The sequence below is a fragment of the Croceicoccus sp. YJ47 genome, from assembly GCF_016745095.1.
GTDB lineage: Bacteria > Pseudomonadota > Alphaproteobacteria > Sphingomonadales > Sphingomonadaceae > Croceicoccus.
Genome location: NZ_CP067087.1, coordinates 2082876 through 2099095 on the forward strand (window position 1 = coordinate 2082876; position 16220 = coordinate 2099095).

At 65.0% G+C, this 16220-nt stretch carries 16 protein-coding genes, 1 tRNA gene and 2 pseudogenes; 10 read left to right on the forward strand and 9 right to left on the reverse strand.

Annotated features, from left to right (window positions below):
• Positions 1-71: 71 nt before the first annotated feature.
• The 3 genes from JD971_RS10190 to JD971_RS10200 all read left to right on the forward strand — a co-directional run bounded on the left by JD971_RS10190 (position 72) and on the right by JD971_RS10200 (position 882).
• A tRNA-Trp gene (locus JD971_RS10190) sits at positions 72-147 on the forward strand.
• 76 nt (positions 148-223) lie between these two features.
• Positions 224-499 (forward strand): hypothetical protein, encoded by a 276-nt coding sequence (locus JD971_RS10195; RefSeq protein WP_202083131.1) that lies wholly within the window; start codon positions 224-226, stop codon positions 497-499.
• A gap of 122 nt (positions 500-621) precedes the next feature.
• The gene (locus tag JD971_RS10200; RefSeq protein WP_202083133.1) at positions 622-882 is read left to right on the forward strand and encodes a hypothetical protein; all 261 of its coding nucleotides are present in this window, start codon (positions 622-624) and stop codon (positions 880-882) included.
• Positions 883-958: 76 nt separating this feature from the next.
• On the opposite strand, the gene JD971_RS10205 is transcribed toward JD971_RS10200, so the two are convergent.
• Positions 959-2485, reverse strand: a complete 1527-nt coding sequence (locus JD971_RS10205) for a sodium:alanine symporter family protein (protein WP_202083135.1) — start codon at positions 2483-2485, stop codon at positions 959-961.
• Between the two features lie 296 nt (positions 2486-2781).
• Between JD971_RS10205 and secE the strand changes: the two genes are divergently transcribed.
• The 5 genes from secE to JD971_RS10230 all read left to right on the forward strand — a co-directional run bounded on the left by secE (position 2782) and on the right by JD971_RS10230 (position 5168).
• A complete protein-coding gene (gene secE / locus JD971_RS10210; protein ID WP_202083137.1) occupies positions 2782-2976 on the forward strand; it encodes a preprotein translocase subunit SecE in 195 nt (64 codons plus the stop codon).
• A 31-nt stretch (positions 2977-3007) separates the two neighbouring features.
• Positions 3008-3544, forward strand: a complete 537-nt coding sequence (gene nusG / locus JD971_RS10215) for a transcription termination/antitermination protein NusG (RefSeq protein ID WP_202083138.1) — start codon at positions 3008-3010, stop codon at positions 3542-3544.
• 127 nt (positions 3545-3671) lie between these two features.
• Positions 3672-4103, forward strand: a complete 432-nt coding sequence (gene rplK, locus JD971_RS10220) for a 50S ribosomal protein L11 (protein WP_202083140.1) — start codon at positions 3672-3674, stop codon at positions 4101-4103.
• Between the two features lie 4 nt (positions 4104-4107).
• Complete coding sequence (gene rplA, locus JD971_RS10225; protein WP_202083142.1) at positions 4108-4806, forward strand: 50S ribosomal protein L1; 699 nt, start codon at positions 4108-4110, stop codon at positions 4804-4806.
• A gap of 176 nt (positions 4807-4982) precedes the next feature.
• Positions 4983-5168 carry a hypothetical protein gene (locus JD971_RS10230; RefSeq protein WP_202083144.1) on the forward strand — a complete coding sequence of 62 codons (186 nt, stop codon included), beginning with the start codon at positions 4983-4985 and terminating at the stop codon, positions 5166-5168.
• A 7-nt stretch (positions 5169-5175) separates the two neighbouring features.
• Here JD971_RS10230 and JD971_RS10235 read toward each other — a convergent pair whose 3' ends face one another.
• The gene (locus JD971_RS10235) at positions 5176-5937 is read right to left on the reverse strand and encodes a molybdopterin-binding protein (RefSeq protein WP_202083146.1); all 762 of its coding nucleotides are present in this window, start codon (positions 5935-5937) and stop codon (positions 5176-5178) included.
• 99 nt (positions 5938-6036) lie between these two features.
• Complete coding sequence (gene rimO / locus JD971_RS10240; protein WP_236672043.1) at positions 6037-7422, reverse strand: 30S ribosomal protein S12 methylthiotransferase RimO; 1386 nt, start codon at positions 7420-7422, stop codon at positions 6037-6039.
• A 179-nt stretch (positions 7423-7601) separates the two neighbouring features.
• Between rimO and JD971_RS10245 the strand changes: the two genes are divergently transcribed.
• Positions 7602-7997, forward strand: a complete 396-nt coding sequence (locus JD971_RS10245) for a DUF1761 domain-containing protein (RefSeq protein WP_202083148.1) — start codon at positions 7602-7604, stop codon at positions 7995-7997.
• Between the two features lie 3 nt (positions 7998-8000).
• Here JD971_RS10245 and JD971_RS10250 read toward each other — a convergent pair whose 3' ends face one another.
• From JD971_RS10250 to JD971_RS10275, 6 genes and pseudogenes are all read right to left on the reverse strand, one after another.
• Complete coding sequence (locus tag JD971_RS10250; protein WP_371809578.1) at positions 8001-9056, reverse strand: TrkA family potassium uptake protein; 1056 nt, start codon at positions 9054-9056, stop codon at positions 8001-8003.
• A gap of 4 nt (positions 9057-9060) precedes the next feature.
• A pseudogene (gene surE, locus JD971_RS10255) lies at positions 9061-9827 on the reverse strand (5'/3'-nucleotidase SurE).
• On the reverse strand, positions 9827-11104 hold the full coding sequence (gene serS, locus JD971_RS10260) for a serine--tRNA ligase (protein WP_202083150.1): 1278 nt from the start codon (positions 11102-11104) through the stop codon (positions 9827-9829). Before serS ends, surE begins: the two are co-directional and overlap by 1 nt.
• Before the next feature lie 79 nt (positions 11105-11183).
• Positions 11184-12229: pseudogene (locus JD971_RS10265) on the reverse strand (fatty acid desaturase).
• 224 nt (positions 12230-12453) lie between these two features.
• Positions 12454-13683: a hypothetical protein gene (locus JD971_RS10270; protein ID WP_236672044.1), complete on the reverse strand. Its 1230-nt coding sequence runs from the start codon at positions 13681-13683 to the stop codon at positions 12454-12456.
• 515 nt (positions 13684-14198) lie between these two features.
• On the reverse strand, positions 14199-14903 hold the full coding sequence (locus tag JD971_RS10275) for a TetR/AcrR family transcriptional regulator (protein ID WP_202083152.1): 705 nt from the start codon (positions 14901-14903) through the stop codon (positions 14199-14201).
• A gap of 77 nt (positions 14904-14980) precedes the next feature.
• On the opposite strand from JD971_RS10275, the gene JD971_RS10280 reads away from it, so the two are divergent.
• A complete protein-coding gene (locus tag JD971_RS10280) occupies positions 14981-16216 on the forward strand; it encodes an efflux RND transporter periplasmic adaptor subunit (protein ID WP_202083154.1) in 1236 nt (411 codons plus the stop codon).
• Positions 16217-16220: the final 4 nt, after the last annotated feature.

Sequence of the window (16220 nt, forward strand, 5' to 3'; positions counted from 1 at the left end):
CATGGTCATGATTTTCGAGCACTGAATGCTTGTCAGCCCGGCGGTAAGGCGATAGAGGAGCCACCACCTGCAGGAGTGTAGCTCAGTTGGTAGAGCATCGGTCTCCAAAACCGAGGGCCGCGGGTTCGAATCCTGCCACTCCTGCCAGTTTCCCGTTCATCGCCGGATTGTTTCGCGCCAAGGCCGGCGATGGCGTCCTGCGCCGTCTTCCGGGTCGTATCGGATGATGCTGCCCGAGCCGCCCGTGTCCACCTACGGCGGGGCATCGCTTTTCCTGACGGCTTGCATCAACGAGGGCGCGGCGCGGGTGCAGCCGATTGTCGCTGGCGCCTATCAGTATTGCCCAACCCATGACGACAGGAACGCGAATGGACGCACCTGTACCGTCGATACGCCGCGTTCCGATGTGTTTCTCCGCCGTCGAGAGAACGAGGCGCGGCCCGGCGCCGTCAATCTCAACTGCATGAGATTCATCGGTGGCGAGGGCCAACTGGCTTAACGACGGGCGGCGGACAGCCCGGTGGAGCGCGACCGGCTCGCCAACATACTGATCGACCGTTCAAGCGCCTTTTGTCAGTCCGAGCTTGCTCTCCTGATGCAGAACCAGGCCGAGGTCGGCGGATGGCTCGGAATCAGTATCACCAGCTCTGTTCGTTCGAGGCCGGGCTGAGCCTCGTGGTGACGGCGGTGGGCAAGGCCGATGCGCTGCAACGCGAGCGCGACGATTTGCGCATTCCGATGGTGCTCGTGCAGATGCAGGTGCAGCTTGCCCAGGCCGGGGAAAGCGAAAAGCCGGCGATCCGTGCCAAGATGGAGGCACTGCGCAGTGCGTGGATCGAATTGCAGACGGGCGTATCCCTGCCCGTCGAACCGGTGCAGTAGGACGAAGAGACCAACGAAAACGGGCCGCGGCGTATCATTTCCGCCGCGGCCCGTATCCCCGTCATCCGTATTGCGATCAATCGTCGCGCGGATCGATATGGTGGTCCTTGCCCGCCGTGCGATTGCCGCGGGCCAGCGCGAAGACCACGCCCGACAGCGCCGCCAGCGCGATGAGGTTCGGCAATGCCATCGCCGCATTGGAAATGTCGCCCAGCCGCCAGACGAGCTGCGAAGGCTGCGTCGCGCCGACATAGATGCCGATGCACCAGATCACGCGCCAGATGATGTGCAGGATCTTCTCGCCCCCCGCGCTCGCCCCCGGAATGCGGTCGTAGATGAAGGTGATCGCCCGCTCGCCATAATAGCTCCACGTCAGAAGCGTCGTGAACACGAACAGGATCAGCGCCACCGACGCGATCAGCGTGCCGAGCGGAATGCCGCCGATCGCATAGGGAAACGCCGCCGCGAACGCCCCGGAGGTGGTGACGAAGCCCGAAAGCTGCGTCGTGCCGAGGTCGGATTGCCACACGTGGCGCACCTGTTCGACCGTGCCGTCGGCCAGCGTATGGGTGAAATTCCCCTCCACGGTGAGGATCACGAGCGCCGTCATCGTGCAGATCACGATGGTATCGATGAACGTGCCCAGCATCGCCATGCGGCCCTGCTGCTCCGGATCGTCGGTCTGTGCGACGGCGTGGGCGATGGGGGTCGAACCCTGGCCGCTTTCGTTCGAGAACAGCCCGCGCGCGACGCCGGCACGAATGGCGATGATGATCGCCGCGCCGGCAAAGCCGCCCGATGCCGATTGCGTGTTGAATGCGCCGGCAAAGATGCGCCCGAAGGTTTCGGGAAGGTCGGTGAAATTGAGGATCAGCGCGACGAGCGCCATCGCGATATAGGCCGCCGCCATGAACGGCACGACCTTTTCGGCGATGGAGCCGATCGACTTGATCCCGCCGATGATGACGACGAACACCGCAACCGCGACGATGATCCCGCCGAGCCAGCGTTCGATGCCGAACAATTCGTTGAGGCCGCTTGCCACCTCGTTCGACTGGATCGAATTGCCGGTCACGAGCGCGGAAAACAGCGTGCCGAGGCAGAACAGGATCGCCAGCCACGTCCATTTGGGGCCAAGCCCTTGCGTGATATAGGTCATCGGACCGCCGCGCCACGTGCCATCGGGCGTCTTTTCGCGGTAGCGGATGGCGAGCGACCCTTCGGCAAAGCCCAGCGCCATGCCGACGAGCGCGGTGATCCACATCCAGAACACCGCCCCCGGCCCGCCGAGTGCAATGGCCGTGGCCACGCCCGCGAGATTGCCGGTGCCGACCTGCCCCGACAATGCGGTGGACAATGCGGCGAACGGGCTGATCTCGCCGGCGGTCTTGCGGCCGCGGAACAGGCCGGTGATCGCGCTGCCCAGCTTCACGATGGGGTAGAAGCGCAGCCCGATCATGATCCACAGGCCGATGCCGAGCAGGACGATCACCATCGGCGGGATCGGAATGACTTCGACCCCGTCCCAGCTGCCGCCCCAGATGAAGTCGGAGATATTGGTGACCCGGTCGATCAGTGCGGTGGAGGGCGGTGCTGCGCTCATAATTGTCCCTTGACCCCTGTTTGTAACGATTGGTTGCAAGTGCTATCGGTTGGCATGCGCGAAGGGAAGCACGCATTGCAATTTTTGCACCGATGCGGCCCGCGGGACGATCGCGCGCGATCCTTTGTGCGGTAAACCGCGCGCGGCGCACCCCTTGCGTTCGGGCAAAGGGCCGGTTATGGGGCAACACGTTTTTCCGACATGGGAATAGATCGCCTCTCCCCGACCATGCGGCCGGGGCGGCGATGAACCCTTGGCGAGAACCCGGCAATTTCAACCGCGCGAGGAACACGCAAATGGCGAAGACCAGCCCCGGCGAATTCATCCGGCAGGTACGGGCCGAAGGGTCCAAGGTCGTCTGGCCGACCCGGCAGGAAACCGTCACCACGGCGATCTTCGTCGGGATCATGATGCTGATCCTGTCGGTGTTCTTCCTGGGCATCGATTCGCTGTTCGGCGCGGTGGTGCGCTGGCTGCTGACGCTGGCCTGACGCGCGACACGGTTAAGGACAGGATTTTTTGATGGCTCGCTGGTATATCATCCACGCCTATTCGGGTTTCGAGAACAAGGTGAAGGAATCGATCCTCGCCGAGGCGGAACGGACAGGTCTCGACCAGCTGGTCGAGGCGGTCGAGGTTCCCACCGAAACCGTGACCGAGGTCAAGCGCGGCAAGAAGGTACAGACCGAGCGCAAGTTCATGCCCGGTTACGTCCTCGCCAAGCTGGCGATGAACGACGATGTCTATCACCTCGTCAAGAACACGCCCAAGGTCACCGGATTTCTCGGCACCAACAACAAGCCGCAGGCCATCAGCGAGAAGGAAGCGGCCCGTTATTTCGGCCAGCGCGACGAAATGGCCGCCGCGCCCAAGCGCGAAATCGACGTCGATTACGAGATCGGCGATTCGGTCAAGGTGCTCGACGGCCCGTTCGCGAGCTTCAACGGCGTGGTCGAGGAACTCGATTTCGACAAGAACAAGGTCAAGGTCAGCGTGTCCATCTTCGGCCGCGCGACGCCTGTGGAACTCGACTTCGAACAGGTCGAGCTTTCCAAGTAAGGGATTTCCCGTCCGGGACGAAAACCGGCGGGGATGAATGCGGGAGGAAGGCGCTCGTCTTCTGTCTGACCGCTTAACATGACGGCGTCCCGTGGGCGCCCGACAGTGTGAAAAAAGGAGTGGCCCCATGGCCAAGAAAATTACCGGTTACATCAAGTTGCAGGTGCCCGCCGGCGCCGCCAACCCGTCGCCCCCGATCGGCCCGGCGCTGGGTCAGCGCGGCGTGAACATCATGGAATTCTGCAAGGCGTTCAATGCCGCCACGCAGGACATGGAAAAGGCGATGCCGATCCCCACGATCATCACCGTCTATGCCGACCGTTCGTTCACCTTCACGACGAAGACGCCGCCCGCGTCCTTCCTCCTCAAGAAGGCTGCGAAGCTGAAGTCGGGTTCGAAGGAGCCGGGCAAGGTTTCGGCCGGAACCATCAAGCGCAGCGAGCTGTCCGCCATCGCCGAACAGAAGATGGCCGATCTCAACGCGAACGACATCGACCAGGCAACCAAGATCATCGAAGGCAGCGCGCGTTCGATGGGTCTCGAAGTGGTGGAGGGCTGAACCCATGGCCAAGCTGACCAAGAAGCAGAAGATGCTCAACGAAAAGCTGGACGCTGAAAAGCTGTACGGCGTGGACGAGGCGCTGCAGACGCTGCGCGATGTGAAGACGACGAAGTTCGACGAGACCGTCGAGGTCGCGATGAACCTGGGCGTCGATCCGCGCCACGCCGATCAGATGGTGCGCGGCATGGTGTCGCTGCCCTCGGGCACCGGCAAGGACGTGAAGGTCGCGGTTTTCGCGCGCGGCGACAATGCCGACAAGGCGACCGCCGCCGGGGCCGACAAGGTCGGTGCCGAAGACCTGATGGAAGACATGCAGGCCGGCAATCTCGACTATGACCGCGTGATCGCGACCCCGGACATGATGGGCGTCGTCGGCCGTCTCGGCAAGCTGCTCGGTCCCAAGGGGCTGATGCCGAACCCGAAGCTCGGCACCGTGACCCCGAACGTGGAACAGGCCATCAAGGACGCCAAGGGCGGCCAGGTCGAATTCCGCGTCGAAAAGGCCGGCATCATCCACTCCGGCATCGGCAAGATGTCCTTCACCGACGAACAGCTGAAGGCGAATTTCGACGCTCTGGTGAGCGCGATCGTCAAGGCGAAGCCGTCGGGTGCGAAGGGCAAGTACGTCCGCAAGGTCGCCATGTCGTCGTCGATGGGCCCGGGCCTGAAGATCGACACGGCGGAGGTCGAGGGCGCCTGATCGCTCCTGCGACAATGCCTGAATGAACGAGGCCGGCGGAATGCGTTTCCGCCGGCCTTTTTCATGCGCGCCGGGGTGCCGACGGGGCCTGCGCTGCTAGCCGCTACGTTCGTTCGGGAAAGAAGCAGCGCCACACCCGTTGATCAGGCACAACGACACAAACGAAGGATATATCCATGCCAACCGTCTGGCTTATCGTCGTGATCGGGGGGCCGCTGCTCTTGCTGCTGGCGCTTCTGTATTCACGCGCGAACAATCGAAAGAACGAAACGGCCGCGCAGGAGCGCCGCGCCGACGCGGGCGCGGCCGAGTTGCGCGAGGATATCGAGCATGATCGCGAAATTCGGGAAGACGACCGCTGAGGCCGGTTCAGATGCCGCCCGGCGTGAAATCGTAGCCAAGCTCGCCCAGCCCCTCGCATAGCGTATCCATACAGCTGGCGAGATCGTCCGCGTCGGTGGAGCGGATCACGAAATTCGCACCGACGCGCCCTTCGCGAAAGAACGGATAGCTTCCGATCTGGCAATTTTCGTGGGCCTTCTCGACCTCACGCAGGAGGACCGCGACCTCGCTTTCCGGGATCCAGCCGCCGACCGTCTCGGAGATGAGCGGCGCGCCCCCTTCGAGCGTGCCGGTCAACGCGTCGAGCATGCCCGCGGTGATATGCGGGACGCCCGCCATCATGAACACGTTGCCGACGCGGATCCCCGGCGCGCCGGACCGTTCGTTCGGAATGAGATCGGCGCCTTGCGGCACGCGCGCCATGCGCAGGCGCCCTTCGTTCAGACCGCCCTTGTCCGCGTAATAGCGTTCCAGCGTTGCGCGGGCTTCGGGATGAATCACCACCTCGACGCCCAGTGCGCGGGCCACCGCATCGACCGAAATATCATCGTGGGTGGGGCCGATGCCGCCGGTGGTGAACAGGTAATCGTTGCGCGCGCGCAGCGTATTCACCGCCTCGGCGATGGCATCCATGGTGTCGGCGACCACGCGCACCTCGGCAAGGCGGATGCCCTGCACCTGAAGCCAGCTGGCCACCTGCGCGATATTCTTGTCATGGGTGCGCCCGGACAGGATTTCATCGCCGATGACGATGAGCGCGGCGGTATAGATGCGATCGGTGCTGGCCATGCGGGGGTGATGCCCGCAGCCCCCGTCGCCGTCAAACCAATATCGTCGAAACCAGGGCCGTGAACGCGCCCTGCGCCGCGCTGGGTCGTTGGCGCGCGGTTATTCGGGGATGAAACCGAACAGATCGTGCGCGTCGGCATCCTCGACGCTGGCCATGGCGATATCGCCGGGCACCAGCGCGGGCGATACGTTGCGGAGATAGACGTGGCCGTCGATGTCGGGCGCGTCGGACTGGCTGCGTGCGGTGGCGCCGATGTCGCCGTCCTCGTCCGGTTCGCCGATCTCGTCGATGATGACGGGGAGCGTGCGGCCGATCTTCGCCTGCAATTTGGCGGCGCTGATCCGCTCGGTCACTTCCATCAACCGGGCGTAGCGTTCTTCCTTGACCTCTTCGGCCACCGCGCCGGGCAGCGTGTTGGCCTCCGCGCCCTCGACAGGTTCGAAGCGGAAGCCGCCCACCCGGTCGAGCTGCGCTTCCTCCAGCCAGTCGAGCAAATAGCGGAAATCATCCTCCGTCTCACCCGGAAAGCCGACCACGAAGCTGCTGCGCACGGTGATGTCGGGACAGATTTCGCGCCATTTGGCGAGGCGGGAGAGCACCTTTGCCTCGTTCGCGGGGCGCTTCATGGCCTTCAGCACCGACGGGCTGGCATGCTGGAACGGAATGTCGAGATAGGGCGTCACCAGCCCTTCGGCCATGAGCGGGATGACCTGATCGACATGCGGATAGGGATAGACGTAATGCAGCCGCACCCACGGCGCCATGTCATCGCCCGTGCGCAGCTGGCCCAGTTCGCGGGCGAGGTCGGTCATGTGGGTCCGCACGGTTTCGCCGTGCCACTGGCGTTCCTCGTGCCGGACGTCCACGCCATAGGCCGAGGTGTCCTGGCTGATGACGAGCAGTTCCTTCGTGCCCGCGGCGACGAGCTTTTCCGCCTCGCGCAGGACGGCATCGATCCGGCGGCTGCTGAGCTTTCCGCGCAGCGACGGAATGATGCAGAAGGCGCACGAATGATTGCACCCTTCCGAAATCTTGAGATAGGAATAATGCCGCGGCGTCAGCTTGATATCGGGCTGCGGCACGAGATCCACGAACGGACCGCGCGCGGCGGGCGCGGCATCGTGCACTGCACTGACCACCTGCTCATACTGATGCGCGCCGGTCACCGCAAGGATGTCGGGAAATCGTGCGCGGATGGCCTCGGCCTCATTGCCCATGCAGCCCGTCACGATGACGCGGCCGTTTTCGGCCATCGCCTCACCGATCGCCTCCAGGCTTTCCTCCTTCGCCGAATCGAGAAAGCCGCAAGTGTTGACCAGCACCACGTCCGCGCCCGCATAATCGGGAGACATGGCATAGCCATCGGCGCGCAGCTTGGTCAGGATGCGTTCGGAATCAACGAGCGCCTTGGGGCAGCCGAGGCTGACCATGCCGATTTTCGGGGCGGCGTCGATCCGGGTGGGGTGGTTCATGGTTTCAGTCATTGCGCCGCGCCTCTACACCCAAGCGCGCGCCGACGCCAGCCGTCGCACCGCCGACGGGGTGCGCGATCGTTTCGTCGCAGCGCAGGAACGCAAAAGCGCCGCGAACTTAATATGTGTTGTCCTGTGGTCTAGCGCGGCGGGATGCGGTAACACGTCACGCGCAGAAGGCGGGAGATTGAATGGGTCCGGTAGATTGGTTCGCGGTGTTTCTGGCCGCTCTGGCCGTGATGGCGGTCGCGGCGGGATGGTACCGGGTCTTCGCACGCCCGCTGGTGCGGCGGGCCGGGCCGGGCGGGCTGGAACTGCGGCGCAGGCCGTTCGTCACCGTGCTCGGCACTTTCGTTCTGGTGCTCGTTTCCGCATCCATGCTTGGCCATATGTTCGCACGGATCGACCCGGCGAAATGGTGGCTTTACCCGATGATGAGCGGCGGGGTCGCGATCGCCTTCGTCATTCCCGCGCTGTGGACCAATTACCTGCATCAACGCAATCCGCGGCCGATCGCGTTCATCGACGCGGGGTTCTGGTTCCTCGCCTATCTCGCGATGGGGCTGGTGTTCTGGCTTCGCAGCTAGGCGTTACAGGATGCCCGGTCCCTGGTCGGGTGTGGGTTTGATGACGACGATCATGTCGCCCATCTGCACCGATTCGGCCTCCGGCTGCCAATAGCCATAGGCTTCGCCCGCGCGGTAGAGGCGCACGCCGATGCTGCCCGAGCCCAGGTTTCGTAGCGGCTTGCCCACGTCCTCCTGCCGGGCGGCGCGTTCCACCAACTGCACGCGCCCCTGCACCGAGGCGAGATCGGCGAGATAATCCGCGACATGCATCCCGCTGGCGGACCCGGCGAGCAGCAAGCCTGTAAACCGCACGGGGTTCAGCACGTTGGTGGCGCCTGCCTGCCGGGCGAGCAATTCGTTGTCGCCTGCCCGCACCACGACCGTGATCGGCACGTCGGGCGCCAGATGCCGCACGGTCAGCACGATGAGGATGGACGCGTCGTCGCGCCCGGCGGACACGAGCACCGTGGATGCCTGATTGATCCGCACGTCCTGCAGCGATTCGTCGCGGGTCGCATCCGCGTTCATCACGTTGCAGCCCATCTGTTCGGCGAGTTTCAGCCGTTCCTCGTCCGGGTCCATGACGACGATGCAATCGGGATCGGTCCCCCGCGCGATCAGCTCGCGCACGCTTTCCGAACCCGACACGCCAAAGCCCAAGACCACGACATGATTGGTCAGCCGGTCCTGAATTCGGGCCATACGCCATTTCTCCCAGCTTCGCTTGATGATGAAATTATACGCCGTGCCGACGAAGATGAAGAGCACGGCAAAGCGGATCGGCGTCACGATCACCGCCTCGACCAGGCGGGCACGGTCGGACACCGGGGCGATATCGCCGAAACCCGTCGTCGTGATCGAGATCATGGTGAAATAGACGACGTCGAGGAAACTGACCTCGCCATCGACATTGTCCACCAGCCCGTTGCGGTCCCACCAATGGATCATGACCACGGCAAAGACGAGGAACACCGCCGCGAACACCCGAATGCCCGCATCCGCCCACACCGGTACCTTCACCCTGCGGCGAAGCGGCTGGTGGATCTTGGGCCGGTCGGGGCGGGCAGGGGGCATCATCGGATCAGCTGTCGTCCCGATACCGTTCGTGCAGCCGTTCGAGCGAGGGATAATGCGTCAGGTCGAGCTGTAACGGGGTGACGGCGATGAACCCGTCCTCCCCCGCCTCGAGATCGGTTTCGTGGCCCGGCGTATGCTCCACCGATTCCAGCCCGAACCAGAAATAGGGAAAGCCGCGCGGATCGACGCTTTCGACCAGCGTACCGCGGCTGTAATCGTGGAACCCCTGCCGCACGACGCGAATGCCCTCCACCTCGTCGGCGGGGCGGGCGGGGAAGTTCACATTGACCAGCGTGCGTTCGGAAAACTCCATGTCGAGCAGCGGCGCAGCGCGCGCGCGCCCCATTGCTGCGCCGCGTCGAACGATACGTCGCCGCCCGTGCCCTTGGCATAGATCTGCGACAGCGCGATGGAGCGGATGCCGGCGAGCGTACCCTCGATCGCGGCGGAGACGGTGCCGGAATAGGTGATGTCGTCGCCCTGATTGGCGCCGCGATTGACGCCGGACAGGATGAGATCGGGTTTCTGTGGCATCACCTTGCGCAGCGCCATCGTGACGGAATCGGTGGGCGTGCCGCTGACCGAAAAGCGCCGCTCGTCATGCTGGCGCAGCCGCACCGGGCGGTTGAGCGTGAGCGAATGGCCCGCGCCCGACTGTTCCTCCGCCGGGGCGACGATCCAGATGTCGTCCGACAATTGCCGCGCGATGCGTTCCAGCACGACAAGTCCCGGCGCATGAATGCCATCGTCATTGGTGAGCAATATGCGCATCAGCCTTCGATCTCCAGTTTCGTCATGCCGCCGGTATAGGGGTGTAGCGCGTCAGGCAGGACGACCGATCCGTCCTCCTGCTGTCCGTTTTCGAGGATCGCCACGAGTGTGCGCCCGACCGCGAGGCCCGACCCGTTCAACGTGTGGACGAATTCCGTTTTCTTTGCACCGTCGGGGCGGAAACGGGCGTTCATCCGGCGGGCCTGATAGGCGCCGCAATTGCTGATCGAGGAAATCTCGCGATAGGCGTTCTGTCCCGGGAGCCAGACCTCCAGATCGTAGGTCTTGCGCGCGGTGGCGCCCATGTCGCCCGCACACAGCAACATCTTGCGATAGGGCAGGTCGAGCGCGCGGAGCACCGCCTCTGCCGCCTGCGTCATGGCCTCGTGCATGGCGTCCGACGCATCGGGCGCGGTGATCGCGACGAGCTCCACCTTGTCGAACTGGTGCTGCCTGATGAGGCCGCGCGTGTCGCGCCCCGCCGAACCTGCCTCCGACCGGAAACAGGGGGTGAGCGCGGTCATGCGGATGGGCAGGGCATCCGCCTCGACGATGCGGTCGCGCACCGCATTGGTCAGCGATACCTCCGCCGTCGGGATGAGCCAGCGGCCATCGGTGGTCTGGAACAGATCCTCCGAAAATTTGGGGAGCTGGCCGGTGCCGAACACGGCCTCGTCCCGGACGAGCAGCGGCGGCGCGCATTCGGTGAAGCCCGCGGCGGTCTGCATGTCGAGCATGAAGGCACCCAATGCCCGGTTCAGCCGCGCCATCTGTCCGCGCATGAAGGTGAAACGCGCGCCGGCAATGTCCGCGCCGGTTTCGAAATCCATGCCGAGCGCGGGGGCGAAATCGGCGTGTTCGCGCGGGGTGAAGGCGAATGCGCGCGGGGTGCCGTGGCGCGAAAGCTCGACATTGTCGCTTTCGTCCTGACCGGCGGGGACATCGTCGGCGGGCAGGTTGGGGAGCGCTGCAAGCATGGCGGCCTGCTGCTCGCTGAGCGCCCGCTCCTCCGCCTCCATCTGCGGCAGCGATTGTTTGAGCGCGGCGACCTCCGCCTTCAGCCGTTCGGCGGTTTCGGTGTCGCCCTGTCCCATCGCCTTGCCGATGGCCTTGGACGCCTCGTTGCGGCGGCTCTGCCCGTCCTGCATCGCGGTGGTCACCTTGCGCCGTTCCTCGTCGAGCGCGAGGATCTGCGCGGCGGCGGGACCGGCCCCCCGGCGGGCGAGGGCGGCGTCGAATTGTTCAGGATTGTCCCGGATCAGGCGAATGTCGTGCATGCGGGCCGCTATGGCCCGCACGCGCGTCGCTTGTCCAGTGGACTTGTGCCCAGCCCGGCCCGCCCGCGGCGGCGGGGCGTCAGCGCACAGGCCGCATCGTGCTGCGCGCGATCTTCCCGACGAGCGGCATCATGCCGGGATAGCTCGCCCTGTTATAGACCGAGGCCGCCTCCAGCTCGCGTGCCATGCGGGCGTGCGCGCGGCCGAGATTGTGATAGGGCACGCTCGGCAGGAGATGATGCAGCGCGTGATAGCGCAAGCCCACCGGCGCCCACAGCGGGGCCAGCGCACTGGGCGGTGGGACATTCACCGAATCGAGATATTGCGCCGTCACGGACAGCGCCTCGCCCTCGTTCTCCCACAGATGCGCGACGAGCGTGCGCAGCTGGTTGAGCACGCTGATCCCCGAATGCACGGCGAGGAAACAGGCGAGCGGCACCCACCCGAAAACGAACACGCTCCCCATAAGCGCCCAGGCCCAAAGGCAGGCCGCTGTTTCGAGCGCGATCCACCGGCGGCGCAGCGTGTCCGCGGCGCGCGGCGGCGATAGGCGGGATTGATCGCGAGTGCGGAAAACCGTTCGCGCACGAACCGCCGCACCGGCGGGAATAGCGCCGAAAACGGGGCCAGCACCCCGAACCGCAGGATCAGCCCGACCGGCAGCAGCAGCGCCATCACCACGAACAACGGCAAGGTCCACGGCTTCATCAGCGCAAGCGGCAGATATTCCGGGTCCTCCGCCGTGCCGTAACGGGTGCGGGCGTGATGCTGCGTATGCACCTCTTCGTACATGAAGGACGGCACCATCAAAGGCACACCGACGAGCGTATTCCACGCCAGCCGGAAACCGGGCACGGAATCCTCCTTCATGTGGCTGAGTTCGTGAATGAAGCTGACCGCGCGATAGAGCGCGAGGATCGCGGCAAGACCGAGCAGCACGCGCGCCGCCACGCCATCGACCATGATCGCACCGAAGAGCGCGGCATAGCCGACGAAGGCGGACCCCAGCATGTCAACCCAGTAGATGCGCGCATCGTGCCGCGCCAGATCGCGGGCCAGCGCCGCGGCGAGCCGCAACATGTCGCGATCGTCGGCGATGACCGGACGCGCGCGGGCGGACGCCATGCCGCCACGATCCGTCACGTCACCACGCGATGCGTCGCGCACCATGTTTTCCGACAGTTCCATCATTCATACGTCCCATCGCGAATATCGTCGCCGCCGCAGAAGATGGCGACACCGGGGCCATCCGCAAGGGCCATGCGAACGGGGCCGGTCCGATGTCCTATATCGAAACCGCCCCGTATCCGCGATGAACGATGCGCGCCTCGCGTGCTTTTCCGGTCACATCAGATGCGTTCGGGATACACCGGAACGATGTCGACCGGGATCGCATCCATCGTGCCGATCACCCGCCGCGCCGGTTCGTCCAGAACCGCCCACCGGTCGAAGAAGGCCTTCGTGCCCGCATAATCGCCGCGCGCCTGCAGCATGAGCTGATCGTGGAGCAGGTCGCGCAGACCCGCCTCCATCGCGGCGTCGTCGATGACGAAGCGCCCCGAGCCGGGATCGAAGGCAAAGGCGCCCTTGTCCTTGAGATAGCCGTATTGGAGCGCCGCGCCCTTGCCGTGCGCCTCCTGCACGCCAAAGCGCACCGAACGGAAGATCCCGGCCATGTAGGTGGCGAAAAGCTGCGGTTTTTCCGCCGCCGGCAATTCGCCCCGCTCCATCATGTAGAGGAGGTTCCACACGCCCATGACGTCGGCCTTCGCCTCCTCCAGCGCGGAATATTGATCGCGCAATTCCTCGTTCACCGTGGTCTGGCGGCCATCCACGGTAATCGTGCCCGGCCCGAGGCTGTGCGACAATTCGTGGAACAGCGTCGAGAGCTGCATATATTTGCGCGCGACCATCCCGGCCTGCCGCGGCATGAGCACGAGCGGCGCCATCGGCGACAGGATGCGGTCGTATTTCGCGCCCAGCACGTTGGACAGGATCACCTTCTTCGCGCCCTTCGCCTCGCGCACACGTTCGTCATTGGGCAGGTTGAAGGCGATGGTCTGCACGCCCGGCACGTTGTCGCCGCCGCCATGGATCTGTTCGGCAACCGCGATGGGGCTTTCGAAACCGCGGCTGAAATTCTTGTAGCGATCCTCGATCGGGAGGTTCGCTTCCATGTCGCGCAGATAGCCCTTGTACCGGTCGAGCGCGGCGGATTCCTCCGGATCTTTCAGCGTCACGAAGCTTTCGAACGCGGTCTTCGTGCCGTACAGCCGGTCGGTATAGACCTCGTACGGCCCGATCGCGACCTCGATCGGCGTGCCGGACAGATCCATCCAGGCAAGCTCGCTCTCGAAATAATCGTCGGTGCGAAACGCCTTCGCGCGCAGGGCGAGGAAGCGTTTGAGGCTGGCGTTGCTCGTCCGCGCGGATGCCTGTTCGAGCAGGCGCGCCGCCGGCTCCCAGCCATTCGCGATAGGCCACCGAATAGGGCACCGCGACGAGCCGGTCGCCCTCGCGGCGCACGACGGTATAGGGGCTGCGCAGCGCGTCGGCCTGATCCGGGTGGGCCGCGACATAGGCGTCGAATTCGGCGCGCGTCATGTCGGCGGGATAGAAGCCCGCACCCTCGGGCATCGGCGCGCCGCCGAAGAACGGGTGCAATTCCTCGATCGCGTCATACTGGCCGAAATTGCGGTCGAACATTTCGAGCAGGAGATCGCGGTCGGGCCGGTCGCTGGCCGCGATGGCGGCGCGCACGGCGGGATTGTTCGGATCGCGCTGCCGCAGGTAGATCTCGTCCATGAGGTCCGACGCCTGGATGAGGAGGTTCACGACGTCGCGTTCCTCCGCATTCAGGAACGCCGTGTCGGGCGCCATGTCGATCACGGCCAGCTTGCCGAGCTGCGTATCGAGGGCATATCCGCCCGAGGGTGGCGCGGCTGGCGCGGCGGGCGCGATGGGTGCGGTGGCGGGGGAGGGAACGGTGTGCCCCGCGCAGGCGGCGGTGGCGAGCAACAGGGGAACGAGCGCAAGACGCATCGGATTATTTCCTTTCATCGGCGATCCTCTCGGATGAAACCTTTTCGCCGCCTTAGCCCGAAGCGGCATCGCTGTCATCATCGGGGGCGCCTCCTGCGCCGGGGGTCGGCGCGCCGCCCGGCACGATGCCCGCCCCGCGCAGGAAGAAATCGACACGATCGTCGAGATCGAGCGCGCCGCTCGAAAGCTGGCGCCCGCCGGTAATCGCCTCGATCTGCGCCTCGTGAAAGACGATGCTGAAGAACACGCGGGAGAGAAGCGTAGGCGGCGCGCGGAATGACTGTCCCTCCGCCTCGACCTGCGTGAAAAGCTGTGCGAGCCGTGTCCGCAACTTGCTCAGAATGGCCTCGTGGAACGCCTGCCCGAAGGCGGGGTCGTCGATGCTGCGCGCGATCACGATGCGCCATATCGCCATGGTGGCGGGGTCCAGCATGTGGGCCGACAGCTGCCGCGCCAGCATGCGAAGCTTTGCCTCGATACCGAGATCGAGCGCCGCGACCGATATCACGATCTGCTCGCCGGAATTGGGCGCGCGAAGCACCACCGCGGCCAGCAGCCCGTCCTTGTTCCCGAAAAGCTTGTAAAGCGTGGTCAGCGATCCGCCCGCCTGCTTGACCACATCGGACAATGCCGTCGCCTCGAACCCCTTTTCGATAAAGAGCGCGCGCGCCGCCTCGATAAAGGCGTCGTGACGGGCGCGCAGCCGGCCATCGACGGCGCCCGCCTCGCACCCTGTCGGACAATTCTCCTCGTTCACCTTACGATCCCCATTGCCTTATTCTTATGTAATGCGTATTACATATCTCGCATTTGCACAATAGCTGGGCATAATCCTTGAAAATCAAATCCTTTCTCGTCGCCGCCGTCGTGGCCCTTTCCGGGTGTGGAACCGAGTCCCCGCCGCAACCGCAGGCGATCCCGGTCGAAACCCTGATTGTCGAGGCGCAGGCCGTGCCCAACATCGTCGAATTGCCGGGGCGTGTCGAATCCATCCGCACGGCGGAGGTCCGGGCCCGCGTGACCGGCATTGTGCAGAGCCGGCTTTACGAGGAAGGCACCGACGTACGCGAGGGGCAGCCGCTCTTCCGGATCGACCCGGCCGAATTGCGCGCCAGCTATAATCAGACCGAGGCCGCGTTGCAGCGCGCCCGTGCGACCGCGGCGAACGCCCGCGCCGTCGTCGACCGTTACCGTCCGCTGGTCGATGAAAACGCCATCAGTAAGCAGGAATACGACGCCGCCTTGGCCGCATCGCGCGAGGCCGCGGCCAATGTCGCACAGATCCAGGCACAGCTTCAGTCCGCCTCGCTGCAACTGGGCTACACCACCGTGCGCGCGCCGATCTCGGGCCGGGCGAGCAGCGCGCAGGTGACCGAAGGCGCGCTCGTCAGCCAGGCGGAAGGCACGTTGATGACCCGCATCGAGCAGGTCAGCCCGGTCTATGTCACATTCTCGCAATCGGTATCGGAATTGCAGACGATCCGCCGCCGCATCGCCTCGGGAGAGCTCGACTTTGCCGATGGGGAGCAGATCGAGGTGTACCTGACCCTGCCCGACGGAACCGAATATGGCGTGCCCGGCCTTGTCGATTTCCTCGATTTCTCGGTCGATGCGGAAACCGGCACGGTCGCGCTGCGTGCCCGCTTCGCCAATCCCGACCGGCTGTTGCAGCCCGGTGAATTCGTGCGCGGCAGTTTCCGGGTCGGCGATGTCAACAATGCCATCGCGGTGCCGCAATCGGTCGTGAACATCGGGGAGACGGGGGGCAGCGTGCTGCTCGTATCGCCCGACGATACGGTGATGGCGCGGCCTGTGGAGCTGGGCGAGATGGTCGACGGCAAATGGGTCGTGACGTCCGGCCTGGAACCCGGCGATGAGGTCATCACCAACAATCTGCAAAAGCTGCGCCCCGGCATGCCCGTCGCGCCCACCCCGAAAAACGCGCCCGCGCCAAAGAACGCGCCCGCGCCGCGGCCCGCAACCCCCGCGCCATCCGCGACGCGCACCGATGTCCCCGGCGAACGCGGCGGGGCCGCGGCCACCGCCCGCCCCCGGTCGCAGGCGGAGTAAGCCC